Source organism: Falsiruegeria sp. JB4-1 (assembly GCF_055693495.1).
In genome coordinates this window covers 1,941,293-1,965,022 of sequence record NZ_JBVFTZ010000001.1, presented here as the reverse complement: position 1 = coordinate 1,965,022, position 23,730 = coordinate 1,941,293, and the positions used below count along the sequence as shown (strand labels likewise).

Here is a 23,730-nt window from a genome sequence, read left to right as displayed (position 1 = left end):
ATGAAGAACCTGATTTTGGGCGTCTTGTGTGCAATGGCATTTTCTTTTGGAGCAGTGGTTTCCAAAGCCGATGAGTATTCGGATCACGTGGTCAACGCGACAAGCCGTGGCGTGGCGATGGATGGTTTTGACCCGGTCGCCTATTTCACCGCAGGCAAACCGACAAAGGGAGATCAGGCGCATCGCGTTGATCACAAGGGGCGCACGTGGCTCTTTGCGAGTGCCGAAAACCGCGAAACGTTTTTGGCCAACCCAGAGGGTTTCGCGCCGCAAAACAATGGCTGGTGCGCTTGGGCCGTGGCTCATGGTTATGCCGCCGAAGTGGACTTTGTCGATGGTTGGTTCATCGCGGATGACAAACTGTATGTCACCTGGTCATCCGACGTGAAAGAACGTTTCTTAAAAGACAAGGAGGCCTTGCTGGCCCAATCCAAAACGAATTGGGACACCGTTCACAGTGGTCTTTTGGATGGATCGGTCAAATTCGTTTCCCATTCGCAACGGCCTGCCTTGGGCTTTGTCCACCCTCAGCAACTGCCTGAAAGCTGAAGCAGAACGCCGATTGCGCGCGTGAAACAAGGGCCCTAATGTTGCCCAAACTGTCGCCCGGCTGTAATGACCGGGCGCACATCATTTTCAAAGAGACCCCGATGAGCCGCCCCAGACAATTCGATGAAACGGACGCTATCGAAGGCGCAATGGTCATTTTCTGGAAACAAGGGTACGCCGGAACCAACATGCCGGACCTTCTTGACGCCATGTCCTTGACGCGCGGTTCTTTCTACAAGGCGTTCGAAGACAAGCACTCTGTCTACCTGCGTGCGTTGGATCACTACGACCAGACTCGAATGGCTCGCGCCCTTTCCGAGTTGCAAAGCACCGATGCGGGAACTCCACGAGAGCGGCTTTTGGCATTCTTTTTGCGAACAGAGTACCATCCGGCCAAACCGGCGCGCAAAGTAGGATGTTTTCTGTGCAACGCGCTTGTTGAGTTGGCTCCGTTCGACGAGGAATGTGCGAACCGCTGCGAGAACATCTCAAGCCGTCTGCATCAGGCTTTGTCGACAGCCCTACAAGACATGTTACCGAACGCAAAACCTGACGCCGTCAGGCGCAAGGCAACAGCCTTGCAGCGACTGTACCTGGGCTCTCATGCGATGGGGCGCATGGGCGCGTCCTTCGATGAGTGGTCACAAATGCTGGACGAAATTCTCTAAGGCGTTTCCTGCTCCGGTTAGAAACTGGAAACGCCTTGGTATTATTCTGCGGCTTCCGGCGCGTCGCCATCTGAAGATGCCGTTTCCGAAGGCTTGTCACTTTCAGGGACTGCCTTTGGCTTGCGTGGTGCGCGCGGACGACGAGCCGCTTTCTTGGGCTTGCTCTCGGCTGCTTCTTCCAGAGGCTTGTTCTCGGGCGTTTCGACCAGACCATTGTCGTCTTCTTTGTCGGCTCCGCTCACGTCGAAAACATCAGGTTGCGGTGCTGCTCCGGGATCATGTTGCGGAGCCTCGCCTCCTGCGGATTCGCGTTCCTGGCGCTCGGCCCTTTCCGCACGCTCGCGATCACGTTCTGCTTGGCGTTCACGGTTTTGCCGTTCCTGCTCTTCCCGACGTGCTTCCTGTTCGCGCTGTGCTTCGCTCAGCATGCGAAGATAGTGCTCAGCATGCTGTTGAAAGTTTTCGGTCGCAACCCGGTCGTTGCTCAGCTGCGCATCGCGCGCAAGCTGGTTATATTTGTCTATGATCTGCTGCGGCGTACCGCGCACCTTGCCTTCGGGACCCGAGCTGTCAAACACTCGATTGACGACATTGCCACCAGAGGGCCGGTTGCGGTTGTTCTTGGACCGCGAACGGGATTTGGAAGATCTCATCTTACTTTACGTCAGCCTTGTCATTACCTATCGATTATCCCGTTTGACGCCTCTTGCGTTCATATACCGCCGGGTGATCGACTTTTTGGGCTTGGTGTCTGGCGTGAGCTGCAAAGCATCAACCGCCGCGACACCTCTGAGTAAACATGTCCTGCAGGTTCAGACAAGGGGGTGGTTGCATTTTTTCCGGGTTTTTCACGCAGATTGGCACATTTCAGCCGCATGTTCGCAACTCAGGAGAATGATCGTCCACCAACGACCCGGTCGCGCCCATCCAGATCCTGCATCACTGTGACATCAACCAGCCCTGCTTGTCGAAACATATCAGCCACCGCCTGCCCCTGGGTTGGGCCGATTTCCACCAGCACACGCCCCCCTGGAATCAGGTATTCGCTCACTCGGGCCGAAATCTTGCGATACGCCTCCAACCCGTCTCCAAAATCGGTCAGCGCCATTTCCGGCTCGTGCTCGCGCACCTCGACATCCAATCCCGACATTTCATCAAACGCGATATAGGGGGGATTGGACACGATCAGGTCATAGTGTCCGCTGACGGCTTCGAACCAATCCGAACAGATGATCTGCGCCCGCGTCTGCACCCTGTGCAACACCGCATTGGCACTGGCCTGCAAACAGGCCGCTTCGCTCAAATCTGAACCGACACCGTGGGCCTGGGTCATTTCGGCCAAAAGCGTGACCAGAATACACCCGGACCCAACCCCAAGATCAAGAACCTGGTCAAACGGTTGCGCTAATGCGGCTTCGATCAGCGTTTCGGTTTCTGGTCTGGGATCAAGCACATCACCGCTGACCTTAAAGCGGCGGCCGTAGAATTCGCGCTCGCCCAGCAGGTGCGACACGGGCACCCGAATGGCGCGCAATGCGATCAGCTGTTCATAGCGCTCGCCAATGTCCGGGTCCAATTCTTCGGGCGCGATCAGAGTTACGCGACTGGCCTCGATACGGGCCGCGTGAGCCAACAGCACGCGCGCATCCCGCGCCGGGTCTGGTACCCCCGCCGCCCGCAGCCGAGCGGTTGCGGCCACCATGGCCTGGGCAGCTGTCGGCGCGTCGGTCACTGTCCCATCTCGGCCAGCATACGGGCCTGAGCGTCCGCTGTCAGCGCGTCGATCACCTCATCCAAATCGCCCTGCATCACCTGGTCGAGCTTGTAGAGCGTCAAATTGATACGGTGGTCCGTCATGCGCCCCTGTGGGAAATTGTAGGTTCGAATGCGTTCCGACCGGTCGCCCGTGCCGACTTGGCTGGCGCGATCAGCAGAGCGCTCGCTGTCGATCCGCTGGCGCTCCTGGTCATATAACCGCGTCTTCAATACCTGCATCGCGATCTCTCGATTGCGGTGCTGGGATTTCTCCGAGCTGGTGACAACGATTCCCGACGGAATATGCGTGATCCGCACCGCCGAATCGGTGGTATTGACGTGCTGCCCCCTGCGCCCGAACTGCGCATCGTGTCGATGCGAATGTCATTGGCGTCGATGTGAATGTCCACGTCCTCGGCCTCGGGCAGAACGGCCACGGTGGCCGCCGAAGTATGGATACGCCCGCCGCTTTCGGTTGTCGGCACACGCTGCACCCGGTGCACACCGGATTCGTATTTCATCCGGGCAAATACGCCCTCGCCCTTAATGTGGGCGACGACCTCTTTGATGCCACCCAATTCGGTGGCCTGCTCTTCGATGATGTCAAATTTCCAACCGCGTGCCTCGGCATGGCGTTGGTACATCCGCAGCAGATCACCAGCGAACAAGGCAGCTTCATCCCCGCCCGTACCGGGCCTAATTTCCAACATTGCCGGGCGTGCGTCAGCGGCATCCTTGGGCAGCAACGTAAGCTGCAAAGCATGCTCCGCCTCGGGCAGTTGTTCTTTCAATGCAGGGATTTCCTCTTCCGCCAGCTCGCGCATGTCGGGGTCGTCGAGCATCGCCTCGGCCTCGGCCAGATCAGCGCGCAGTTGACGCCAGGCGGCGATCTGTTCGACCACCGGTTTGAGATCAGAATACTCTTTGGCCAGAGCAGCGATGTCACCACCCGCAGCGCCATCGGCCATAGCGGCCTCAAGAAATTGAAACCGTTGCGTGATTTGTTCTAGGCGATCTTCAGGAACCATTTGGCGGGTGTCCGATATCACAGCGCGTTGGTCAAGGGGCAAGCCTGTGCTAGACTTTGCCTATGACCCGGTTTTTTACACTCATCCTGGCCATGGCCACACCTGCCGCTGCCGATGTCGTCGGGCCTGGCGGCAAGGTACAGGATTGCTATTGCACCGACCAATCCGGCTCGCGGATCGAGCTGGGGGAAACCATCTGCCTACAAGTCGATGGCCGCATGTTCATGGCGCAATGTCAGATGTCGCTGAACGTGCCAATGTGGCGCGAGGTGCAAGAGGGATGTTTGTCGTCACAGGTCCAACCACCACTGATGTCCCCTGCCCCGTGGGTGAACGCTGGCTGATCAAAGGCGATCCCACGCTGTCAGTTTGAGCTTTCGCTGCAAATAGAAATACCCGGCCATTAACAGACCGAACAGTACGCCTGCCAAAAGACTGGCCGCGATCATGATGTAGGGATGCATGCCCGTCTGGCTCCAGGCTGCAAGATACATCAAAACGCCCCAGACCGGACCAAAATAACCAGCCGTTCCGACAAAATTTCGAAAAAACGAACGATACAGAGGCGGAATGGGTTCAAATCCTAACTTCTGCAACAGCCTAAACAGCCAGGGCAATCTAGAGTGCTTTTCGGCACCTCTGACTCGCAGTTCCTGTAAGGATCGATCAAGCCTTTGCTGATAAGCCATGTTCAACCACTGTCACCTTTTCATAACCCACGGTTGAAGGGCGCCCTAGTTCGCTGTGCTTGGCAACTTCTGCAACCAGCCATCAACCCGCTTGCGATTCACACCCATGTCCGAACGGCCAAAGCGTAGCCGACCATAGACCCGCAAGGTGTCCCCGTCCTGTTGGGCGGTGGTGTAGTCAGGAAACCCCATAACCTTGCTCCGCGAGACATAGGTGACCATCCCCTCGTCAACCGACCCGGCCAGTGCGTGGGTTGTTGCATCTGCCTGAACAATCGCGTTGAAGTTTTTTAGCCCAAGCGGACCTGTCTGCATAACACGTACGACGCCGCCATCTAAGTCCTTGTCCGCGTCGCCCTTAGGCGACACATGCCAGCGTGCCGGATCGCTGGGGGCAAGGCGGATGAACGCCATGCCAAGGATCACAATTGCCAAAAGTACCCAAACTACAGTCATCGCGCGTCTCATCTTTGGTCCAGACCAACAGGTTGTGAAAACAGTACGGCACAACCACCGTTAAAACACGTTTATCGTGACGTCACGCCAGGCAATACACAGAGCAGCTCATACAGCAGGTTGGCCGCCGTCAGCGCCGTATTGCCCGATGTGTCATAGGGCGGCGAGACCTCGACCAGATCGCAGCCTACGATGTTCAGCCCCTTAAGCGCCTGAATCAACTCTAACGCTTGCGGCGTCGTCAGCCCACCAATCTCGGGCGTTCCGGTTCCCGGGGCATAGGCCGGGTCCAGGCTGTCGATGTCATAGGTCACGTATACTGGCCTGTCTCCGATATCGCGCCGGATCTCAGCCCCCAAGGGCGCAAGCGAGCGGTGCCACAACTCGTGCGCCGGAAAATGTTGGAATCCCCAATCCTGCGCCTCGGTGAAATCGGTGGCGGCATACCCCGAGCCGCGAATGCCGATCTGATAGGTCTTGTCGGCTTGGATTAACCCCTCTTCATAAGCGCGCCGGAACACGGTTCCATGGGTTTCGCGTTCGCCAAACATTTCGTCGTTTACATCGGCATGGGCATCCACATGGACCAAAGCGACTGGCCCATGCTTGGCCGCAATCGCCCTCAAGATCGGCAGTGTAATCGAATGATCGCCCCCCATAGCTACTGGGATCAGATCGTGTTTAAGAATGCCGTCATAGCTCTCTTTGATGATCTTGAGGCTTTCCGCCAGCGAGAAGGTGTTGATCGCCAGATCGCCGATGTCCGCGATCTGCAAACTGTCAAAAGGGGCGGCCCCAGTGGCCATGTTGTAGGGCCGGATCATCGCGCTTTCGGCCCGGATCTGCTTGGGCCCGAACCGGGTGCCAGACCGCCAAGACGTGCCGACGTCCTGCGGTATGCCCAGAACTGCCACATCCAACCCTGCAAGGTTATCAGCCGTCGGCAATCGCATGAATGTGTTAGGCCCGGAGAACCGCGCCAGGTCATTGCCGCTGATGGGTTGGTTGAAATTGGTCATCGTCTCACCTGTTCTTTCCCCTTCAGTAACGCAACCTATACGTGCTTTTCCAGTGAATTATGTGCAGCCTTCAAATCCGCCAGAGCGCCAGAACCGGCAACACTATGAGCCACAGATTCATCCCCCACCAAAACGGATCGAACCACCCCTGGATAAACCAGAACGTCAAAGCCATCAGCCCCGCACAAAACATCAACGTCAGTCCGATCAACGCAAGCCGATCTTTCAGCACGGGTTCACGAACGACAAAACGGCTGAGCAACCCCAGAAAAGCAAAGGCCACATCAAGCGGAAAAAAGGACCAATTCCACGCCACAATCAACGGATTGTCGAACTCCGAATACATGGCGTCCGGCGGGACCAATTGCCAGCCCGCCAACATCATCAACGCCAGCACCCAATACGCCAACATCCCAACCTCGGTCAGGGTCAGCAGCACCTTCATGTCAGTTTGTTCCACCCCAACAGGCAAATGATTTGCGTCGCAACATGCGCACCCGCGATGGCGGTGGCACCCGACGTGTCATAGGGAGGTGAAACCTCGACCACGTCGCCGCCCTTGATGTTGATCCCTGCGATGTCACGCAGGATAATCGCAGCCTGAATGGATGTGATCCCGCCCCAAACGGGCGTACCGGTACCCGGTGCAAAGGCCGGGTCCAGCCCGTCGATGTCGAAACTCAGATAAACAGGATTGTCGCCCAGAATGCTCTTGATCTTTTTTGCAGCAGCGGCCGGACCACTCTCATAAACCTCTCGCGCGTCGATAATATTAACGCCAAGCGTGTCTTCATTGTGGGTTCGGATGCCAACCTGGACCGAGCGTTTGGGATCCACGATCCCGGACTTCACCGCCTTGTAAAACATGGTGCCATGATCCACGCGTGACATGTCATCATCGGCCCAAGTGTCGGTGTGGGCATCAAACTGCAGCAGTGAAATCGGCCCGTATTTTTCGGCATAGGCTTTCAGGATCGGAAAGCTGATGTAGTGATCCCCACCCAAGGTGACCGAGGCCACGTCTTCTTTCAGGATCCCTCGAATGTGATCCGTCAGCGTATCGGGAAAGGCGGGGACGTTGGCATAATCATAGGCCATGTCACCATAGTCCACGATCGCCAGTTCACTGAGCGCATCAAAGGGCCAGCCATAAGGCGCATCGGGGGATTGCAAGGCGCTGGCCTCGCGGATCGCGCGCGGGCCGAGCCTGGTGCCTGGTCGGTTGGTCACTGCCTGATCAAACGGCACACCTGTGACGGCAATATCAACCCCAGTCAGATCCTTTGTATAAAGGCGTCGTAGGAACGACGTGGCGCCGCCAAAGGTGTTCTCATAGGACAAGCCCTTGAGGTCCGGGTTGGTGAACGCCTCGTCCACCTGATTTTTTGCATCTTCCAAAGCCATGATCTGACGCCCTTTTGAGTGTCGGGGTGGGTGGTCGACGCTCAAATGGGCGTCGTCTTGAACCGCTTACTGGGAAACCGGCTGCGCTGTTTCCACGATCCGCGCAAAGAACGAGGCACCAATGGGCGCCACTTCATCGTTGAAGTTGTACTTGGGGTGATGCAGCCCGGCGCTCTCGCCCTGCCCCAAAAACAGATAGGCCCCCGGTCGCGCGTTCAGCATGTAGGAAAAATCCTCAGCCCCCATCTCACGCCCGGCGTCCGCAATAACCTTGCTCTCACCCACAACTTCGCTTGCCACTTCTGCCGCAAACCCGGCCTTGGTCGCATCGTTGATCGTCGCAGGATAGCCAACGTCATAAATCAACTCGGCCTCGACGCCATAACTTGCCGCCTGACCGGCAACGATCTGCGCCATCCGTTCCATCACCATCTTCTGCACCGCTGGATCAAACGTCCGCACCGTGCCGTTGATGTAAGCAGTGTCCGGGATCACATTGTCGACCGTTCCGGTGTGGATCTGCGTCACCGACACCACCAGATCATCCAAAGCATAGTGGTTCCGGCTCACAATCGTCTGGATCGCCTGCGCAATGCCGCAGGCCGCCATCACCGGATCACGGGTTTCATGCGGCATTGCACCGTGCCCGCCCTTGCCCTGAATATGCACATGAAACGTATCTACGGCGGCCATGATCGGCCCCGGCGTGGTAAAAAACGTCCCTTCTTCGGTACCCGGCGCATTGTGCAGCGCATAGACCTGAGTGATCTCGAACCGCTCCATGATCCCTTCCTGCACCATGACATCGGCACCGCCGCCCGCTTCCTCACCTGGCTGAAAGATCAAAGCCACTCGACCCGCAAAATTCCGCGTCTCTGCCAGATACCGCGCGGCCCCCAACAGCATCGTCGTATGCCCATCATGCCCACAGGCATGCATCTTACCAGGATGGGTCGAGGCATAATCCAGCCCGGTTTCCTCAGACATCGGCAGCGCGTCCATATCGGCTCGCAAACCAATGGTAGGACCCGCCCCGTGCCCTTCGATGATCGCCACGATGCCGCTTTCGGCAATCCCCTCGTGCAACTCATCCACCCCAAACTCCCGCAGACGTTCGGCCACAAAGGCAGCGGTTTGGTGGCACTCCAGCTCCAATTCGGGGATAGTATGCAGATGCTGACGCCAGGTTGCCATGTCAGCGGCAAAGTCGGCGATGCGGTTCACGATGGGCATATGGTCTGGACTCCATGGCTAAGGTGCGGAATTGATGCATCAGACACCGGAATGAAAGCCGCCGCAATGCCCGAAAATCCTCTGATCCACGACTCTGACGCAGGGATAGAGCGCCTGCTGGAAATCATGCGCCGTCTGCGCGATCCCAAAACTGGCTGCCCGTGGGACGTCGAGCAGGATTTTGCCACCATCGCGCCCTACACCATCGAAGAAGCCTACGAGGTCGCTGACGCAATCGAACGCGAAGCCTGGGACGAGCTCAAGGGCGAGTTGGGCGATCTGCTGTTCCAATCGGTGTTTCATGCGCAGATGGCTCAGGAAGCGGGACATTTCACCTTTCAGGACGTGGTGCGCACCATGTCCGACAAGATGGTCAGCCGTCACCCGCATGTCTTTGGCGACGAATCCAACGCCAAATCCGCCGACCAGCAAACCGCCGATTGGGAAAAGATCAAAGCCGCTGAACGTGCAGGCAAGGAGCAGAAGGGCGCGCTCGACGGTGTAGCCCCCAACCTGCCCGCGCTGCTGCGTGCTTTGAAACTGCAAAAACGCGCTGCCCGCGTGGGGTTCGACTGGCCCGACGCCAGCAACGTGCTGGCCAAAATCACCGAAGAGGCCGCTGAACTGGTCGAGGCACGCGACAACCTCGACGCCGACGCTATGGAGGATGAATTCGGCGATCTCCTCTTTGTCATGGTCAACCTGGGGCGCCACTTGGGCGTTGAACCTGAAACCGCTCTGCGTCGCACCAACGCCAAATTCACCCGCCGGTTCGAAGCAGTTGAAGCCGAGTTAACCAAACGGGGAAAGTCCCCGCAGGCGTCGACGCTCGAAGAGATGGACGCATTGTGGGATCTGGCTAAGGCCCGCGAAAAAAGCGCCCCATGATCTCTTCACCCTTTTTCAAATACTCCGGGGAGTCGCGCAGCGACGGGGGCAGAACCCCCACCCTGAACAACATCGGAGGCCCAAATGACCGCCCGCAAAATCATCATCGACACCGACCCCGGCCAGGACGACGCGGTTGCCATCCTTCTGGCATTGGCCAGCCCCGAAGAGATAGACGTTCTGGGCATCACCGCCGTGGCTAAGCAACGTTCCTCTGCCGCTCACCCAGAAGAACGCCCGCATCGTGTGTGAACTGGCAGGCAAGACGAACATGCCGGTCTATGCAGGCTGCGACGCGCCACTGTCGCGCAAGCTGGTCACCGCCGAACATGTGCATGGCAAAACCGGCCTGGATGGCCCTGTCCTGCCCGACCCCGAGATGCCGCTCGCAGACGGCCACGCGGTTGATTTCATCATCGACACGCTACGGTCGCACGACGCAGGCACGGTGACACTCTGCCCGCTTGGGCCGCTTACCAACATCGCGACCGCCTTTCAAAAAGCCCCCGACATCGTGGATCGCGTGCAGGAAATCGTTCTGATGGGTGGCGCCTATTTTGAGGTGGGCAACATCACACCCGCTGCGGAATTCAACATCTACGTCGACCCCGAAGCCGCTGATATCGTGTTTAAATCCGGCGCACCTATCGTGGCCATGCCGCTTGACGTAACCCATAAGGCGCTGGTCACCAAACCCCGTAACGACGCGTTCCGTGCGCTTGGAACCAAGGCCAGTATAGCCGTCGCCGAAATGACCGAATTCTTTGAGCGCTTCGACAAGGAAAAATACGGCTCCGAAGGTGCCCCACTGCACGACCCTTGCGTGACCGCATATCTGATCAAACCCGAGCTTTTCACAGGTCGGCACATCAACGTCGAGATCGAAACCCAATCCACGTTGACGCTAGGCATGACCGTTGCGGACTGGTGGCGCGTCACGGATCGCGCACCCAATGCCATGTTCATGGGCGACCTGGATGCCAGCGGCTTTTTTGACCTGCTCACCGAGCGTCTGGCCCGGCTATGAGCCTGATTGACGCCTATAACCCCGAGTGGCCTGCGCAAGCCCAGACAGAGGCCGACCGCTGGCGCGCTCTTGATCTGCCGGGGCTGGTGGCGATCCATCATGTCGGCTCAACCTCGGTCCCGGGCCTGCCCGCCAAACCGATCATCGACCTGCTGCCAGTGTTCGAAACCATCGCGGTCTGCGATGCAGTGCAACAACAGATCGAGAGCTTGGGCTATGAGTGGTTGGGCGAGTTTGGCCTGCCCGCTCGCCGCTATGCCCGCCTAATCGACCCGGACACCGGCAAACGTCTGTTTCACGCGCACTGTTATGCGCAAGGCTCTGCCGAGATCACGCGACATCTGGCCTTTCGCGATGCACTACGCGGCAACGCGCCCTTGCGCGCGGCCTACACCTCTGTCAAAGCCCGATGTGCAGCTTTGCATCCCGGCGATCACCGGGCCTATGGCGCCTGCAAGGCGGATTGGATCGACAAGGCGGAAACCAAGGCCCTGGAGCACTATTCATGAGCGCAGCCCTGCACCTCGCCCGCCCCGAAGACATCGAGCGCTTGCTGGCCTTGGTGGCGGCCTTTCACGCCGAAGAAGGGCTCGAGAGCACCGATGAGGCCAGATATGCGGCGCTGATGCCTCTGCTCGAAGGTATCCCGCATGGCTGCGTCTATCTGATCGGCCCGGCCCGCGCGCCCTTGGGCTATGTCATCGTCACATTCGGCTGGTCGATCGAATTCGGTGGCATGGATGGTTTCGTCGACGAGATCTACATTCGCCCCGCCGTACGTGGACGTGGAATTGCGACCGAAGTTCTGATCCAATTGCCCAAGGCGCTTGCCGCGGTCGGCATGACCGCACTTCATCTAGAGGTCGACCGCGAAAACGAAACCGCGCAGCGTCTGTATTCCCGCACCGGATTCCGACCGCGTGTCAGATACATGTTGATGAGCAAGACGCTCTGACACGCTTCGCAAACTATTCAAATCAGACAATTTCCCCAAAGCTTTCCCCGTGACGTTTCCTACATGTACCGGTTAGGCCCTGTCATGTTTGGTAACGAGTAAGAACAGGGAGTGAAGAGATGGAACAACTTCTGGCGCAGATCGTAGGCGGTGCGGTTGGCGGCGCGGGCGGAGCCAAAGCGATGCCTGGCTCTGACATGGGTGGCTTGGGCAACATGCTAGCGGGCGCCGTGGGTGGTATCGGTGGCGGTCAACTGATCAGCAGCCTGATGGGTGCCGGTGGCGCGGCGGCGGCCGGTGGTGTCGATCTAGGCGCCATGGCGGCCAATCTGGTTGGCGGTGGTGTCGCTGGCCTGGTGGTTCAGGTCGTCGTTGGCATGATCGTCAAAAAATGCGCGGCTGAGCAACACGCTCACCTGCACATCTCGGCAGCCCGGCGAATTACCTCGTGTCGGGCTGCCGAAAATACCCCAACAGGGATCTCATTCAAAGTCAGTGCCATTTAGGCTATGATCGACCTTGTTTTCGAAAGGTCATTGCCATGCCCAAAGCTTATCTGATTGCCCACATCCGGGTACACGATCCAGTGAAATTTGAAGAGTTCAAGGCCATGTCCGGCCCGGCGATCCAGCAGTACGGAGGCCGCGTTCTGGTGCGCAATCCTGCCCCTGATCACCGTGAAGGCGATCTGCGTGGTTTAAACATCGTGATCGAATTTGACGACATGGACGGGGCTCGCAGTTTCTACGAGTCGCAAGAATACACCGCCGCCCGATTAGTGCGCGAAACGGCCGCCGAAACCGACTTGATGCTGGTTGAGGGGCTCTGAACGTCACATATTCCGAGATTGTCGCGATGTCCGGGACAGGTAGCTCTCCCGCCCGTCGTTCGTGCATCAAAGATGCCCTCCTCCCGTTGGGCCAAGCCTCGCTGCGCTCGGCGGTCGGCGTTTGTGCTACAACGGCTGCCCCAAGCGCCGACCGCGCCGAGCCGAAGGCGAGGCGCCCGGCCCAAGGCCGCCAGCGATCTCGGCGAAGCCGGGATCAGCGCGGGCGCGGGAGCGCCCCTTTGTCTTGCCTTTTCATCAACAGCCAAAGCCTCAACCTCGTGCACGCTGGTCTTCTCACATCCGTCACATCATTGAGGCGGAACACAAAAAAAGGCCCGGAATATGGTTCCGGGCCTCTCAAAATCTACAATAGGCTCATTCAGCCTTTCAGGATCGAGCGACCAGCGTACTCCGCGGTCTCACCCAGCAGTTCCTCGATCCGGATCAACTGGTTGTATTTAGCCAACCGGTCCGAACGTGCCAGCGAGCCGGTTTTGATCTGGCCGCAGTTGGTGGCAACGGCGAGGTCGGCGATGGTGGCGTCTTCGGTCTCGCCCGAACGGTGCGACATCACGTTGGTGTAGCGCGCGCGGTGTGCCATATCGACGGCTTTCAGCGTTTCGGTCAGTGAGCCGATCTGGTTGACCTTGACCAGCATCGAATTTGCCACGCCCTGCGCGATGCCATCCGCCAGGCGCACGGGGTTGGTCACGAACAGGTCGTCGCCCACCAGCTGCACCTTATCGCCGATCTTGTCAGTCAGCAGTTTCCAGCCTTCCCAGTCGTCCTCGTCCATGCCGTCTTCGATCGAGATGATCGGGTAGTCACCGCAGAGATCGGCCAGATACTGCGCGTTCTCGGCCGAGGTCAGCGATTTGCCTTCGCCCTTCAGCTCGTATTTGCCGTCCTTGTAGTATTCAGACGAGGCGCAATCGAGCGCCAGGTAGATGTCTTCACCCAGTTTGTAGCCAGCCTTTTCAACGGACGTCTTGATGAAATCCAGCGCGTCGCGGGTCGAGGCGATGTTGGGGGCAAAGCCGCCCTCGTCGCCGATGCCGGTCGACAGGCCAGCGGCTGACAGTTCCTTTTTCAGGGTGTGGAACACTTCGGCGCCCATACGGATCGCTTCGCGAATGTTGCTGGCCGACACAGGCATGATCATGAATTCCTGGATGTCGATCGGGTTGTCGGCATGCTCACCGCCGTTGATGATGTTCATCATCGGTACCGGCAAAACACGGGCCGAGGTGCCGCCCACGTAACGGAACAGTGGCTGACCGGTGTATTCGGCTGCGGCTTTGGCAACAGCCATCGACACGCCCAGAATGGCGTTTGCGCCAAGACGCCCTTTGTTGGGGGTGCCGTCCAGCTCAATCATCGCGGCGTCGATGGCAACTTGCTCAACCGCGTCGAAACCGACCAGCGCTTCGGCGATCTCGCCATTCACCGATGCCACCGCTTCCAGCACGCCTTTGCCCAAGTAGCGGTCCTTATCGCCATCGCGTTTCTCGACGGCCTCATGCGCGCCGGTCGAGGCGCCCGAGGGGACGGCAGCGCGACCCAATGTGCCGTCTTCCAGGATCACGTCCACCTCAACCGTCGGGTTGCCCCGGCTGTCCAGAATTTCGCGTGCGTGAATGTCGATGATGGTGCTCATGATATCGTCCCAGTAGAGATGCGTTGAGCGCCTCATACCGGGCAAAAGCCCATGATAAAAGGGGCTCTTAAGCCGCAGGGCGATGTTTGCGCTCACGCCAGATCGTATAAATGCCCGAGCCCACAATGACGGCCGCCCCTGCCAGCATCAAAGTGTCGGGACGCTCGTTGAACACCACAAAACCCACTATCAGCGCAAAGATCATGCGCGAGTAGCGGAACGGAGTCACAAATGACACCTCGCCGATACGCATGGCGGCAACGATGGCGTAGTAAGCGGCAACACCTAGACCTACGACGCCCACAAACAGGCCCCAGATATGAGGCGTGGGCGCGACCCACGTCTGATCACTGAACTGCGACAGGATAAAGGCCGCCGGGATCAACATCAGGAACGCCAGAAAACTCAGTTGGAAAGAGGATGTCTCGGCGGGAACTTTACGGGTAGCCAGATCGCGGATCGCCAGTCCCACAACGCCCTGCACGGCAAAAAGTGAGCGGATGTCGAACCCTTCTGTGCCCGGACGGATAACCAGCATAACTCCCGCAAAACCCACCAGGATCGCCGACCATCGCCGCCAACCTACAGGCTCGTTCAAAAACAACGCAGCGCCAAGGGTCACAGCCAAGGGTGTGGCTTGCAAAATAGCCGAGGCCTGCGAGATGGGCGTCAGAGCGATGGCGGTGACAAACCCCAAGGTGCCGATCAACTCGCCCAAATTGCGCAACATAACAGGCGCGCTCAGATAAGCGCGGGTAAAGAGCGGCTGGCGCTTGAACAGGGTGAGCAAGGCAAAGACAGACGCCCCGCCCGACCCAAGCACCAGAATGATCTGCCAGGTCGCCATGGCATCTGCCATCAGCTTGATGAACATGTCCTCAAACGCAAAGCCAAGCATGGCCAGCGTCATCAATCCGGCGCCGCGCAGATTTTCCATTGTCAGGGGTCCCACAAAAAAGGGTCGTGTACTGCGCAAGCCATGACGAATTCGCATCACTTGTGCAAGCGGCAAAGCGGGCAGACTTTTCATTGTCATGGCAGTGTCCGATACTCGCCCCAAGCGAAGCCGAGTGGGAGAGCAACGCATGTCGAGGAACCTGCAGGGGGTCCTGTGGTCAATGGTGTCGGTGGCGCTCTTTTCTACCACAGCGGCCATGGCCAAGGTGGCAGTGACGGAATACCACGTGCTGCAGATCCTGTTCATTCGCCAGATCGTTGTGTTTCTGTCGGCCACACCACAGGTCATCCGCAATTTCCCGAGCAGCCTGCGCACCCGTCGCCCGGGCATCCACGCAATCCGGATCATCGGAGCATTTGTGGCCCTGACCGCGGGCATTTGGGCCGTCGCCGTTCTGCCTCTGGCAACCGCCGTGACGCTGACCTTTGCTCAGGTGTTTTTTCTGGCGCTCTTGGCGGCATTTTTCCTGGGCGAAAACGTTGGTCGCCACCGCATTGCCGCCATTGGCGTGGGGTTTCTGGGCGTTCTCGTGGCCATGCGTCCCGGATTGGACGGGTTCATCGACCCATATGCATTGATCCCCGTTGTGGGCGCCTTGGGAGCAGCAACTGCCGGAGTCTGCATCCGCAAACTTTCTCAGACTGAAAGCACGGCCACTCTGCTCATCTATCAATCGTTCTTTGTGGGGCTACTGGCAGGCATCCCACTCATCTGGCTTTGGAAAGCGCCAAACGTGGATGATCTGTTATTCATGATCGCTCTTGGCGTTATCGCCACCGTGGCCCAGTGGATAGGCGTTCAGGCCCTGCGCTTGGGCGAAGCCAGCATCATTGGCAACGTTCAATACATGAAGCTTATCTATGCATCCGCGTTTGGGTTCTTTTTCTTTGCTGAAATACCAGACGCGATGACCCTGCTTGGGGCCATGATAATCATCGCCTCGTCGCTCTACATCTTTCACCGCGAGGCAGTGAACCGAGCACGCCGGTGATCCATCCCCTGCCCTGACGCGTATCACAGATACCAAAGGGGAGAACGAAAATGAACATGATCAAAGCCGTCCTGCTGACGGGTCTCATGGTGCCGGGTCATATGGCCTCGGCAGGTTATGCCAACAACTTCAACGTCTATCCCATCGCTGCAAATGTGTTCGAAGTGGTGGTCAAAAGCGGGCGCGCACCCGGTGATTATTGGTGTGGTGCTGGCGACTATGTTATCTCGCAGCTGTCAGGGTCATCCAGCGACCGCATCTTTGTTTGGCGAGGCCGTGGTAACAGCGCCGCAGAACCGGGCAAGACGTCGGTCCAATTCAGCCTTACGCCACCCCAACAGGGACAGGTAAACTCGGTTTCGAACACTGTTGATCTGGTGGGCAATACGCTCAGTTCGGCACAAGCTCAGGCATACTGCTACGACAAAACGATCCGGGACTAATCTTTGTTGCGCGGCACGCCGTATAGTTCCAGCTTGTGACCGCGCAGCTCATATCCCAGCTTGGCGGCGATCTTTTCCTGCAACGCCTCAATCTCGGGGTCACAGAATTCAATCACCTCGCCCGAGTTCATGTCGATCAAGTGATCATGATGATCGCGTTCGGCATCCTCATAGCGGGCGCGGCCATCACCGAATTCCAGGCGTTCCAGAATGCCAGCCTCCTCGAACAGTTTGACAGTCCGATAGACCGTGGCAATCGAGATCGCGGAATCAAGCGCGCTGGCCCGAGAGTAAAGCTCTTCGACGTCTGGATGGTCATCGCTTTCTTGCAGAACCTTGGCGATAACACGCCGCTGACCTGTCATGCGCAGCCCTTTGGCTTCGCAACGCGAGATAATTGTGTCCGGCATGAACGCGGTCCCCAAAGGTCGAATGGTTTTCCGGTGTAATCCAAATCAGGTCACAGGAAAACCGAAAATCTTGCCAAAGTGCACGTTGCTCACTTGCAACGTGAAACGCGCATTGGGTTGACAAACTCCGACCTTACCTCCATGTGAGCGTAAGGTTTTTGTCCTCTGCCGCGTGAGCAGAAAAGACCAAAGAGCGGCCGAACCGCCCGATCCGAGACCCGGATCGTAGTCATGGACCTGAACCTGCTGTTCCCAAAATCACGCGTGGGGCAAAGCGCCGGACCGGCTTGAAGGGCATTCGGCCCCGCAAGCCCGAGGCTCCGCGCGCCCCAAGACGTCGCCCATAGGGGGCGACGATGTTGCGCTTGTCCTTTCGGCAGGCGCGAAAGGATATGAAGTGAGCGATTTTGACATGATGGACCTGCCCAAGGTCCTGGTGAACCGCCTGACCGATATGGGCATCACCGACCCGACCCCGATCCAGAAACGTGCCATTCCGCACGCTCTGAACGGAGAAGACGTAATGGGCCTGGCCCAGACAGGCACCGGCAAGACGGCAGCCTTTGGCCTGCCGCTGGTTACTTTGATGCTGAAGTACGGCCGCAAGCCCGCACAAGGCGTGGTGCGCAGCCTGATCCTGGCCCCCACACGCGAACTGGCACAACAAATTGCCGAGACGCTGAAAGCATTTACAGAAAACACGCCGATCAAAGTCGCGATCGTTGTGGGCGGTGTTTCGATCAATCCTCAGATCAAGCGGCTGGAACGTGGTGTCGACATTCTGGTGGCCACGCCTGGCCGCCTGCTGGACCTGATGGACCGCAAGGCTGTGGACTTGGAGGAGTGTTCTTTTCTGGTGCTGGACGAGGCTGACCAGATGCTGGATTTGGGCTTTATCCATGCTTTGCGCAAAATTGCGGGCGTCCTGCCCAAAGAGCGCCAGACCATGCTGTTTTCGGCCACCATGCCCAAGCAGATGAACGAGATTGCACAAAGCTATCTGCACAATCCCAAACGGATCGAGGTCTCGCCCCCCGGCAAAACCGCCGACAAGGTCACGCAGGCGATCCATTTCATCGCCAAGGCCGAAAAGAGCAAGCTGCTGATCGAATTGTTGGATGGTCACCGCGAAGAACGCGCAATTGTTTTTGGCCGCACCAAACATGGATCGGACAAGTTGGCGCGCGTGCTTGAGAAAGCCGGTTACGCTACAGCAGCCGTGCACGGCAACAAAAGCCAAGGTCAGCGTGAACGGGCGATTGCCGCCTTTAAGTCCGGCACCGTCAAAGTGTTGGTGGCTACGGATGTTGCTGCTCGTGGTCTGGACATCCCGGACGTCAAACACGTCTACAATTATGATTTGCCCAACGTTCCGGACGCCTATGTTCACCGGATCGGACGTACTGCCCGTGCAGGCAAGGACGGTGCTGCGATTGCATTTTGCGCACCCGATGAAATGGATGAATTCCGCGCGATCCAGAAGGTTATCGGCCAGCAGATCCCGGTCGCCTCAGGGCGCCCGTGGCAGCCGGTCGAGGAAGAGGCAAAGCCCGCGCGAGGCAAAGGTCCGCGTCGTGGTGCCGGCAACCGTGGTGGTAACCGTGGCGGCCCACAAGGTGGGGTCGGCGCCAAGCCTGGAGGCAGCAGCAACCGGCGCCGTCGCGGCCCCAAGCGCGGTGCCAAAAGCGGGCCACGCTCAGCGGCATAAGTTTCAACGAAGCGCGCCCTTTATGGGCGCGTTTTTTTTAAATTCGAATGCTGTTGGAAACTTGATGAACGAACCCGACGCTCTTCACGAGCCAACGCTGAGTGTCGCGTCCCGGGTTTGCAAAATCTCTTCTGTATTTGCGTAGTTTGAGCGCGGGAACCACTCACACAGATTTTTCATCATGAACGCATCGCCGGTTATGAATAGCCGTTCATCACCAATTTCTCTTTCTATCGTCGACCGCCCCATTATGACGGCGGCAAACGACTGCTGTGTTGTTTCAACGAAGACATCGACGTCAAAGCCGGGAACGTCAACGCAGATCTCCAGCGGAATGCCCGGTCGAAACAAAAGCCAGTATTTGTCATGCGCTCCCGAGCTTTCGTTGAACTTGAAACGGATCACGACACGTCTGTTTGGAAAACTTCTGGTATCCAGTCGGCGCATGGCCCACATGAGTGTCGACAGATCATATGACAACGCCATTTCAGCGTCGATGTTGCGCTGAGACCAGCGCCCCAACGCAACCAACGCCGGTTCAAGGTCAATTGCCTTTTGGGTTCGCATATAGTCAATCGTCCCTGTTGCCGGGTCTTTGACGCGAACAATCAGACCAGCTTGCTCCATTTCGGCCAGACGCCGTGAAAGAACGGTTGGAGAGACGCCACCGACGGCCCGCCGAATGTCGTTGAACCGCGTTTCTCCGGCCCACATTTCACAAAGGATCGGTAGCGTCCACCGCGCGCCAAGAACGTCGCAGGCCTTGGATACCGGACAAAGGAGGCCATATGGCTTTGCTGATGTCATCACATCCCCCTGCTGCAAGGCTGAGACTCGCAGAGGTTTTCCAGTCCAGTACCAAAAGCGTAGCGGACCAATGTCAACGCGTGACTATCTGCACATCTTCACCAATGAGATCCTGACCAGAGTTCATTTCTGGAGGACGTAAAATGCCAGCTTCTTTGATCTTTTTCTCTCCCACGCGGCTTAAAAACGGAAAGCAAATGCTCTCAGCTGCGTGTTTTTCACTGCTACAGCGCCTGTCCACCAAGGCTGACATCTCTCAAACGAACCGGCCAAAGGGGCGCGGCCAGCAGTCGCAAAAACCGGTGGGACAGGATGCGCTGGCGCAATCAGTTTTGTTGATCGGTAAGGGACGAGATTTCTGACCGAGTTGCGGCGTGAGGTGATGAACCACGCCAACCGAAGCTATGATGACACATTGCTGCGGTGATACCATCAAAACCCAAATGGACCCGTGCCAGCCCGCCAATTAACTTGCCTGTAAATCCGCCCAAATCGGCAGATGGTCTGAGGCAATATGCGCCGGGCGGTCCGAATGCACCCCGTGCCGGGCGGCGTGCAGGCCCGGCCCCAGAGCGATCCGATCAAGTGGGCCAATTGGCTGTGGTGAAGGAAAGCTGGGAAGTGGCGGCAGGAATTTCATCTTGGGTGCCAGATGGTCCAGCACCGGTTGTCGCGACCATTCGTTGAAATCTCCGGCCCAGACAGTGGGTATTTCTGGCAGGTCTTGAATGTGGCGGCTGATGTGCATCACCTGCTGCTGCCTCGAATGGGACAACAGCCCCAAATGCGCCCCTACCACCCGCAGCGGACCGATGGGCGTGTCAAAGGACACCCAAACCGCGCCGCGCGGCTCCATCCCCGGCAGGGCCATTTGCCCGGTTTCCAGCTCGCGCAGCCCCTCGCCCCGCCAGATTACAGCATTGCCATGCCAACCCAGGCTGCCTGCCCCACCCAGATCGACGATGTTCCAGCCCGCTTCGTCCAACACGAAATGCGGCAGGGCTGCAGGGCGCGGCGGCAGGCGTTTGTCGGCTTCTTGCAGCACCACGATTTGCGCGCCGATCCTGTCCAGCACCTGAAGGATGCGCCGTGGCAAACGTCTAAAGTCGAGCCCGACGCATTTTTGTATGTTGTAACTGGCCAATCGAAGCATGGAGTGGGGTCCAAAAAGAGAATGTCTGCAATCTGAGCGATGTTGCGGGATAGGTCCAAGGGACGCAAGGTCTCACCCTGGATGATGAACCGGAAACCGGTTGACATAACAACACATTGCCCATCCTCTGGGCAAATGGATCAAAAACGCCCCATTGACACCACCGGTGCCGTCGCCCTGATCGGTATCGCGCTGTTGCTTGCCTTCAACCAAGTGGTGATCAAGGTCACTGGCACAGGGTTCGGCCCGGTGTTTCAAGCGGGCCTGCGTTCGGTGATCGCCCTGATTTTCCTATTCGGCTGGATGTGGGTGTTTCGCAAGCGAGTCGAATTGCCCCGAACTGCCCTTTGGGGTGGGCTTCTCTCGGGCGTGCTGTTCACGATCGAATTCATAAGCCTTTATTCCGCGCTGGATGTGACGACCGTGTCACGCACCTCGATCATTTTCTACTCAATGCCCGTGTGGCTGACATTGGCCGGGCACCTGCTGTTGCCCGGCGAAAAGCTCAGTCCGGTGCGTATTGTGGGCCTGATGTTGGCCATGGGTGGCATCATCGTGGCGTTTGCCGAGCGTGATGGCGGCCAAGTGAGCCTTGCGGGTGATCTTTATTCGCTTCTTGGCGCAATGTGCTGGGCCGGTATTGCGCTTGTGGTGCGGATGACGGACCTGTCAAAGGCCAGCGCCGAGATGCAGCTGATGTGTCAGTTGGTGGTGTCTGCACCGCTCTTGTTGCTGGCCGCCCCTTTGTTTGGCGAGCTGGTGCGGGACGTGCAGCCCATTCACTTGGCGGGCCTTGCGTTTCAAGCCATCGGCGTTGTTGGTCTGGGTTTCATGGCCTGGTTTCGCCTGTTGGCTGTCTATCAGGCCAGCGGTGTGGCCTCGTTCAGCTTTTTGTCGCCAGTGCTGGCGGTTCTGCTGGGTTGGGCATTGCTGGGTGAACAGATCGGCCTGCAAATCTGGGCCGCTTTGGCGCTGGTCGCCGTTGGCATCTATCTGATCAACCGGCCCTGAGGACTTGGGGCACTCCCGCCTTCGCAGCATGCCCTGACGGGCCCTTCCTCCGTTGGGCCGGGCGCCTCGCCTGCGGCGAGGCGTGCCACTGCAGAACGAGAGGGCATTGAGATGTGACCGGCGGAGATCAGGTTCCGCAGAATGTCGCCTGCACAACCTCATTCTCGGCCGGAGGTCTTTGCAGATCAGCATGATCCGACTGATCCTCGTAGGGTTTGGCCAGAACCTCTTGCAGTCTTTGAAAGAGATCATAGTCCCCATCGACCGCCGCCTTGATCATCTGCTCAACCCGGTGATTGCGAGGAATGAAGGCAGGGTTTGTAGCTTTGATCACGTCCAGTGGATTTTCCTCGCCCTGAACTCTTGCCTGCCAACCCTTCAGCCATTCGTCATAAGCCACCGGATCAATAAATTGATCCCGAGCCTCAGCACGCCCGATGTTACGGAACGTATTGGTGAAATCCGCTTGATTCTGCGCCATGCGCTGCAGCAGATCCGCAATCAGTTCGGCATCGCCATCCTGTGACTGGGTCAGCCCAATTTTGTGCCGAAACTGCACCAGCCACGCCTTTTGCAGCAGGTCGGGCATGGCATGCACAATCTCGGTCGCCTCTTCCACAGCGGCCTCGCGATCCGGCATCTGCTGGATCAGGGATGTGGCGAGCTGCGCCATATTCCAGACCGCGATGTCAGGCTGATTGGAATAGGCGTATCGACCCATCCGATCGATCGAGCTGTAGACCGTGTTCGGGTGATAGCTGTCCATAAAGGCACACGGTCCATAGTCGATGGTTTCCCCTGCGATCGAGCTGTTGTCCGTGTTCATCACCCCGTGGATGAACCCCACGCCCATCCACTGCGCGATCAGCTTAACCTGCGCGTCCCTTACCCCGCGCAGCAGTCCCATTGCACCATCAGCCTGCGGATAATGCCGCGCGATGGCGTAGTCGGTCAGCTGCTTGAGACTGCCCATCTCACCGCGCGCCGCAAAAATCTGAAACGTTCCCACCCTAAGGTGACTTGACGCCACACGCGCCAGCACGGCCCCCGGCAATGGCGCCTCTCGCAATACAGGTTCACCGGTCTCAACTGCGGCCAGGGCACGGGTGGTCGGAATACCTAGCGCATGCATTGCCTCGGAAACCACATATTCACGCAACACCGGCCCTAACCAGGCGCGCCCGTCGCCTTGCCGCGAATAAGGCGTGCGGCCAGACCCTTTGAGTTGCAGATCTCGCCGCAGGCCATCCGAACCAATGGTTTCCCCCAAAAGCACCGCGCGTCCATCGCCAAGCTGTGGGTTGTAATGGCCGAATTGATGCCCCGCATAAAGCTGCGCGATCGGGTCGGCACCCTCGGGCAACTGATTTCCTGCAAAAACCTGCGCCATCTCTTGCACGTCACCCGGCGCGATGCCCATCACCGCTGCCAGATCCGTGTTGAATGCTACCAGTCGCGGCGCGCGCACTGGAACCGGCGCCTGTTTCGAATAGAACACGCCGGGCAGGCGGGCATAAGAATTGTCGAAGGGGATCATCAGTGTCATGTGCCGCAACATAAGTCCTGAACCCACGATTGCCATAGCACAATCCGCCCGTCCTCGGCATAGTTGCACCAAACCTACCATCGAGGCCCCAATGACCCCTGAGCAGATCATCAACCACCTGCAATTGTCCCCCCATCCCGAAGGCGGCTGGTATCGCCAGACATGGGTGGCCGAAAATGACGGTCGTCCCACCGGCACCTGCATCTACTTTCTGTTGAAAGCCGACGAAAACAGCCATTGGCACCGGGTCGATGCAACTGAGATCTGGCTCTATCACGCGGGCGCTCCTCTGATCCTGTCGTTGAGCGCCACCGATGAAGGCCCCGCCAGTGACCACACGCTCTGTCCTGATCTCAACAACGGGGCACCGCAACTAATTGTCCCCGAAGGCCATTGGCAGGCGGCGCGGACCACGGGCGATTACACTCTGGTCAGTTGCACTGTTTCCCCCGGTTTCCAATTCGAAGGGTTCGAATTGGCGAACAAAGGGTTCGACATCCCCCGCGCATGAGGTGCTTGCCAAACCCAGAAGCCGCTGACAGGCTG

28 protein-coding genes and 2 pseudogenes are annotated in these 23,730 nt (G+C 58.2%); 14 read left to right on the top strand and 16 right to left on the bottom strand.

Annotated features, from left to right (window positions below; genetic code table 11):
- Together ACZ1HE_RS10120 and ACZ1HE_RS10115 are read left to right on the top strand one after the other, a co-directional pair.
- Entirely contained in the window at positions 1 to 549 is a 549-nt protein-coding gene (locus ACZ1HE_RS10120) for a YHS domain-containing (seleno)protein (protein WP_472620640.1), read from the top strand.
- A 101-nt stretch (positions 550 to 650) separates the two neighbouring features.
- Positions 651 to 1,217: a TetR/AcrR family transcriptional regulator gene (locus ACZ1HE_RS10115; RefSeq protein WP_472620639.1), complete on the top strand. Its 567-nt coding sequence runs from the start codon at positions 651 to 653 to the stop codon at positions 1,215 to 1,217.
- Between the two features lie 41 nt (positions 1,218 to 1,258).
- On the opposite strand, the gene ACZ1HE_RS10110 is transcribed toward ACZ1HE_RS10115, so the two are convergent.
- The 3 genes and pseudogenes from ACZ1HE_RS10110 to prfA all read right to left on the bottom strand — a co-directional run bounded on the left by ACZ1HE_RS10110 (position 1,259) and on the right by prfA (position 4,000).
- Positions 1,259 to 1,870 (bottom strand): DUF4167 domain-containing protein, encoded by a 612-nt coding sequence (locus ACZ1HE_RS10110; RefSeq protein ID WP_472620638.1) that lies wholly within the window; start codon positions 1,868 to 1,870, stop codon positions 1,259 to 1,261.
- Positions 1,871 to 2,103: 233 nt separating this feature from the next.
- The gene (gene prmC, locus ACZ1HE_RS10105) at positions 2,104 to 2,919 is read right to left on the bottom strand and encodes a peptide chain release factor N(5)-glutamine methyltransferase (protein ID WP_472624433.1); all 816 of its coding nucleotides are present in this window, start codon (positions 2,917 to 2,919) and stop codon (positions 2,104 to 2,106) included.
- A gap of 26 nt (positions 2,920 to 2,945) precedes the next feature.
- Positions 2,946 to 4,000: pseudogene (gene prfA / locus ACZ1HE_RS10100) on the bottom strand (peptide chain release factor 1).
- A 62-nt stretch (positions 4,001 to 4,062) separates the two neighbouring features.
- Here prfA and ACZ1HE_RS10095 point away from each other — a divergent pair.
- The gene (locus tag ACZ1HE_RS10095) at positions 4,063 to 4,344 is read left to right on the top strand and encodes a hypothetical protein (protein WP_472620637.1); all 282 of its coding nucleotides are present in this window, start codon (positions 4,063 to 4,065) and stop codon (positions 4,342 to 4,344) included.
- Here the strand turns inward: ACZ1HE_RS10095 and ACZ1HE_RS10090 are convergent, their stop codons facing one another.
- From ACZ1HE_RS10090 to ACZ1HE_RS10065, 6 genes are all read right to left on the bottom strand, one after another.
- A complete protein-coding gene (locus ACZ1HE_RS10090; protein ID WP_472620636.1) occupies positions 4,345 to 4,689 on the bottom strand; it encodes a DUF6404 family protein in 345 nt (114 codons plus the stop codon).
- Positions 4,690 to 4,734: 45 nt separating this feature from the next.
- Positions 4,735 to 5,145 (bottom strand): DUF1499 domain-containing protein, encoded by a 411-nt coding sequence (locus tag ACZ1HE_RS10085; protein ID WP_472620635.1) that lies wholly within the window; start codon positions 5,143 to 5,145, stop codon positions 4,735 to 4,737.
- A gap of 71 nt (positions 5,146 to 5,216) precedes the next feature.
- Positions 5,217 to 6,164, bottom strand: coding sequence for an agmatinase (gene speB / locus ACZ1HE_RS10080; RefSeq protein WP_472620634.1), 948 nt, complete (start codon positions 6,162 to 6,164; stop codon positions 5,217 to 5,219).
- A 70-nt stretch (positions 6,165 to 6,234) separates the two neighbouring features.
- Positions 6,235 to 6,624, bottom strand: coding sequence for a DUF5360 family protein (locus ACZ1HE_RS10075; protein WP_472620633.1), 390 nt, complete (start codon positions 6,622 to 6,624; stop codon positions 6,235 to 6,237).
- Positions 6,606 to 7,568 (bottom strand): agmatinase, encoded by a 963-nt coding sequence (speB, locus tag ACZ1HE_RS10070; RefSeq protein WP_472620632.1) that lies wholly within the window; start codon positions 7,566 to 7,568, stop codon positions 6,606 to 6,608. Before speB (ACZ1HE_RS10070) ends, ACZ1HE_RS10075 begins: the two co-directional genes overlap by 19 nt.
- Before the next feature lie 66 nt (positions 7,569 to 7,634).
- Positions 7,635 to 8,801: a M20 aminoacylase family protein gene (locus ACZ1HE_RS10065; RefSeq protein WP_472620631.1), complete on the bottom strand. Its 1,167-nt coding sequence runs from the start codon at positions 8,799 to 8,801 to the stop codon at positions 7,635 to 7,637.
- 66 nt (positions 8,802 to 8,867) lie between these two features.
- Between ACZ1HE_RS10065 and mazG the strand changes: the two genes are divergently transcribed.
- From mazG to ACZ1HE_RS10035, 6 genes and pseudogenes are all read left to right on the top strand, one after another.
- A complete protein-coding gene (gene mazG, locus ACZ1HE_RS10060) occupies positions 8,868 to 9,689 on the top strand; it encodes a nucleoside triphosphate pyrophosphohydrolase (protein ID WP_472624431.1) in 822 nt (273 codons plus the stop codon).
- A gap of 84 nt (positions 9,690 to 9,773) precedes the next feature.
- A pseudogene (locus tag ACZ1HE_RS10055) lies at positions 9,774 to 10,716 on the top strand (nucleoside hydrolase).
- The gene (locus ACZ1HE_RS10050; RefSeq protein WP_472620630.1) at positions 10,713 to 11,225 is read left to right on the top strand and encodes a GrpB family protein; all 513 of its coding nucleotides are present in this window, start codon (positions 10,713 to 10,715) and stop codon (positions 11,223 to 11,225) included. The pseudogene ACZ1HE_RS10055 and the gene ACZ1HE_RS10050 overlap by 4 nt, the downstream one beginning before the upstream one ends.
- Positions 11,222 to 11,671 (top strand): GNAT family N-acetyltransferase, encoded by a 450-nt coding sequence (locus tag ACZ1HE_RS10045; protein WP_472620629.1) that lies wholly within the window; start codon positions 11,222 to 11,224, stop codon positions 11,669 to 11,671. Before ACZ1HE_RS10050 ends, ACZ1HE_RS10045 begins: the two co-directional genes overlap by 4 nt.
- Positions 11,672 to 11,790: 119 nt before the next feature.
- Complete coding sequence (locus ACZ1HE_RS10040; protein WP_472620628.1) at positions 11,791 to 12,177, top strand: hypothetical protein; 387 nt, start codon at positions 11,791 to 11,793, stop codon at positions 12,175 to 12,177.
- A 35-nt stretch (positions 12,178 to 12,212) separates the two neighbouring features.
- Positions 12,213 to 12,500, top strand: a complete 288-nt coding sequence (locus ACZ1HE_RS10035; RefSeq protein ID WP_472620627.1) for a DUF1330 domain-containing protein — start codon at positions 12,213 to 12,215, stop codon at positions 12,498 to 12,500.
- Between the two features lie 379 nt (positions 12,501 to 12,879).
- On the opposite strand, the gene eno is transcribed toward ACZ1HE_RS10035, so the two are convergent.
- Both eno and ACZ1HE_RS10025 read right to left on the bottom strand, forming a co-directional pair.
- Positions 12,880 to 14,157 (bottom strand): phosphopyruvate hydratase, encoded by a 1,278-nt coding sequence (gene eno / locus ACZ1HE_RS10030; RefSeq protein WP_472620626.1) that lies wholly within the window; start codon positions 14,155 to 14,157, stop codon positions 12,880 to 12,882.
- Positions 14,158 to 14,224: 67 nt separating this feature from the next.
- Entirely contained in the window at positions 14,225 to 15,094 is an 870-nt protein-coding gene (locus ACZ1HE_RS10025; RefSeq protein WP_472620625.1) for a DMT family transporter, read from the bottom strand.
- 148 nt (positions 15,095 to 15,242) lie between these two features.
- Here ACZ1HE_RS10025 and ACZ1HE_RS10020 point away from each other — a divergent pair, with 148 nt between their 5' ends.
- Together ACZ1HE_RS10020 and ACZ1HE_RS10015 are read left to right on the top strand one after the other, a co-directional pair.
- Entirely contained in the window at positions 15,243 to 16,106 is an 864-nt protein-coding gene (locus ACZ1HE_RS10020) for a DMT family transporter (RefSeq protein WP_472620624.1), read from the top strand.
- 50 nt (positions 16,107 to 16,156) lie between these two features.
- Complete coding sequence (locus ACZ1HE_RS10015; protein ID WP_472620623.1) at positions 16,157 to 16,549, top strand: hypothetical protein; 393 nt, start codon at positions 16,157 to 16,159, stop codon at positions 16,547 to 16,549.
- Here the strand turns inward: ACZ1HE_RS10015 and ACZ1HE_RS10010 are convergent.
- Entirely contained in the window at positions 16,546 to 16,959 is a 414-nt protein-coding gene (locus tag ACZ1HE_RS10010; RefSeq protein ID WP_472620622.1) for a Fur family transcriptional regulator, read from the bottom strand. The two genes, ACZ1HE_RS10015 and ACZ1HE_RS10010, sit on opposite strands and share 4 nt — an antisense overlap.
- 397 nt (positions 16,960 to 17,356) lie before the next feature.
- Here ACZ1HE_RS10010 and ACZ1HE_RS10005 point away from each other — a divergent pair, with 397 nt between their 5' ends.
- Positions 17,357 to 18,667 carry a DEAD/DEAH box helicase gene (locus ACZ1HE_RS10005; protein ID WP_472620621.1) on the top strand — a complete coding sequence of 437 codons (1,311 nt, stop codon included), beginning with the start codon at positions 17,357 to 17,359 and terminating at the stop codon, positions 18,665 to 18,667.
- Positions 18,668 to 18,751: 84 nt separating this feature from the next.
- On the opposite strand, the gene ACZ1HE_RS10000 is transcribed toward ACZ1HE_RS10005, so the two are convergent.
- The 3 genes from ACZ1HE_RS10000 to ACZ1HE_RS09990 form a co-directional block, all read right to left on the bottom strand.
- Entirely contained in the window at positions 18,752 to 19,474 is a 723-nt protein-coding gene (locus tag ACZ1HE_RS10000; RefSeq protein WP_472620620.1) for a winged helix-turn-helix transcriptional regulator, read from the bottom strand.
- A gap of 73 nt (positions 19,475 to 19,547) precedes the next feature.
- A complete protein-coding gene (locus tag ACZ1HE_RS09995; RefSeq protein ID WP_472620619.1) occupies positions 19,548 to 19,727 on the bottom strand; it encodes a hypothetical protein in 180 nt (59 codons plus the stop codon).
- A gap of 213 nt (positions 19,728 to 19,940) precedes the next feature.
- Positions 19,941 to 20,627: an endonuclease/exonuclease/phosphatase family protein gene (locus tag ACZ1HE_RS09990; protein ID WP_472620618.1), complete on the bottom strand. Its 687-nt coding sequence runs from the start codon at positions 20,625 to 20,627 to the stop codon at positions 19,941 to 19,943.
- 135 nt (positions 20,628 to 20,762) lie between these two features.
- Here ACZ1HE_RS09990 and ACZ1HE_RS09985 point away from each other — a divergent pair, with 135 nt between their 5' ends.
- Positions 20,763 to 21,638, top strand: coding sequence for a DMT family transporter (locus ACZ1HE_RS09985; RefSeq protein ID WP_472620617.1), 876 nt, complete (start codon positions 20,763 to 20,765; stop codon positions 21,636 to 21,638).
- A 127-nt stretch (positions 21,639 to 21,765) separates the two neighbouring features.
- Here the strand turns inward: ACZ1HE_RS09985 and ACZ1HE_RS09980 are convergent, their stop codons facing one another.
- Entirely contained in the window at positions 21,766 to 23,184 is a 1,419-nt protein-coding gene (locus tag ACZ1HE_RS09980; protein WP_472620616.1) for a protein adenylyltransferase SelO, read from the bottom strand.
- Between the two features lie 91 nt (positions 23,185 to 23,275).
- On the opposite strand from ACZ1HE_RS09980, the gene ACZ1HE_RS09975 reads away from it, so the two are divergent.
- Complete coding sequence (locus ACZ1HE_RS09975) at positions 23,276 to 23,695, top strand: cupin domain-containing protein (RefSeq protein ID WP_472620615.1); 420 nt, start codon at positions 23,276 to 23,278, stop codon at positions 23,693 to 23,695.
- The last annotated feature ends 35 nt before the right edge of the window (positions 23,696 to 23,730 follow it).

What these genes read in the sequence shown, in the direction of transcription:
- ACZ1HE_RS10000 (WP_472620620.1), bottom strand. Translation starts at nt 19,474, where the DNA reads ATGACATCAGCAAAGCCATATGGCCTCCTTTGTCCGGTATCCAAGGCC.
- ACZ1HE_RS10020 (WP_472620624.1), top strand. Translation starts at nt 15,243, where the DNA reads ATGTCGAGGAACCTGCAGGGGGTCCTGTGGTCAATGGTGTCGGTGGCG.
- ACZ1HE_RS10035 (WP_472620627.1), top strand. Translation starts at nt 12,213, where the DNA reads ATGCCCAAAGCTTATCTGATTGCCCACATCCGGGTACACGATCCAGTG.
- ACZ1HE_RS10045 (WP_472620629.1), top strand. Translation starts at nt 11,222, where the DNA reads ATGAGCGCAGCCCTGCACCTCGCCCGCCCCGAAGACATCGAGCGCTTG.
- eno (WP_472620626.1), bottom strand. Translation starts at nt 14,157, where the DNA reads ATGAGCACCATCATCGACATTCACGCACGCGAAATTCTGGACAGCCGG.
- ACZ1HE_RS09995 (WP_472620619.1), bottom strand. Translation starts at nt 19,727, where the DNA reads ATGTCAGCCTTGGTGGACAGGCGCTGTAGCAGTGAAAAACACGCAGCT.
- ACZ1HE_RS10015 (WP_472620623.1), top strand. Translation starts at nt 16,157, where the DNA reads ATGAACATGATCAAAGCCGTCCTGCTGACGGGTCTCATGGTGCCGGGT.
- ACZ1HE_RS10010 (WP_472620622.1), bottom strand. Translation starts at nt 16,959, where the DNA reads ATGCCGGACACAATTATCTCGCGTTGCGAAGCCAAAGGGCTGCGCATG.
- prmC (WP_472624433.1), bottom strand. Translation starts at nt 2,919, where the DNA reads ATGGTGGCCGCAACCGCTCGGCTGCGGGCGGCGGGGGTACCAGACCCG.
- ACZ1HE_RS09985 (WP_472620617.1), top strand. Translation starts at nt 20,763, where the DNA reads ATGGATCAAAAACGCCCCATTGACACCACCGGTGCCGTCGCCCTGATC.
- ACZ1HE_RS10085 (WP_472620635.1), bottom strand. Translation starts at nt 5,145, where the DNA reads ATGACTGTAGTTTGGGTACTTTTGGCAATTGTGATCCTTGGCATGGCG.
- ACZ1HE_RS09975 (WP_472620615.1), top strand. Translation starts at nt 23,276, where the DNA reads ATGACCCCTGAGCAGATCATCAACCACCTGCAATTGTCCCCCCATCCC.
- ACZ1HE_RS10115 (WP_472620639.1), top strand. Translation starts at nt 651, where the DNA reads ATGAGCCGCCCCAGACAATTCGATGAAACGGACGCTATCGAAGGCGCA.
- ACZ1HE_RS10050 (WP_472620630.1), top strand. Translation starts at nt 10,713, where the DNA reads ATGAGCCTGATTGACGCCTATAACCCCGAGTGGCCTGCGCAAGCCCAG.
- speB (WP_472620632.1), bottom strand. Translation starts at nt 7,568, where the DNA reads ATGGCTTTGGAAGATGCAAAAAATCAGGTGGACGAGGCGTTCACCAAC.
- ACZ1HE_RS09980 (WP_472620616.1), bottom strand. Translation starts at nt 23,184, where the DNA reads ATGACACTGATGATCCCCTTCGACAATTCTTATGCCCGCCTGCCCGGC.
- mazG (WP_472624431.1), top strand. Translation starts at nt 8,868, where the DNA reads ATGCCCGAAAATCCTCTGATCCACGACTCTGACGCAGGGATAGAGCGC.
- ACZ1HE_RS10110 (WP_472620638.1), bottom strand. Translation starts at nt 1,870, where the DNA reads ATGAGATCTTCCAAATCCCGTTCGCGGTCCAAGAACAACCGCAACCGG.
- ACZ1HE_RS10025 (WP_472620625.1), bottom strand. Translation starts at nt 15,094, where the DNA reads ATGGAAAATCTGCGCGGCGCCGGATTGATGACGCTGGCCATGCTTGGC.
- ACZ1HE_RS10040 (WP_472620628.1), top strand. Translation starts at nt 11,791, where the DNA reads ATGGAACAACTTCTGGCGCAGATCGTAGGCGGTGCGGTTGGCGGCGCG.
- ACZ1HE_RS10095 (WP_472620637.1), top strand. Translation starts at nt 4,063, where the DNA reads ATGACCCGGTTTTTTACACTCATCCTGGCCATGGCCACACCTGCCGCT.
- ACZ1HE_RS10120 (WP_472620640.1), top strand. Translation starts at nt 1, where the DNA reads ATGAAGAACCTGATTTTGGGCGTCTTGTGTGCAATGGCATTTTCTTTT.
- ACZ1HE_RS10090 (WP_472620636.1), bottom strand. Translation starts at nt 4,689, where the DNA reads ATGGCTTATCAGCAAAGGCTTGATCGATCCTTACAGGAACTGCGAGTC.
- ACZ1HE_RS09990 (WP_472620618.1), bottom strand. Translation starts at nt 20,627, where the DNA reads ATGCTTCGATTGGCCAGTTACAACATACAAAAATGCGTCGGGCTCGAC.
- speB (WP_472620634.1), bottom strand. Translation starts at nt 6,164, where the DNA reads ATGACCAATTTCAACCAACCCATCAGCGGCAATGACCTGGCGCGGTTC.
- ACZ1HE_RS10065 (WP_472620631.1), bottom strand. Translation starts at nt 8,801, where the DNA reads ATGCCCATCGTGAACCGCATCGCCGACTTTGCCGCTGACATGGCAACC.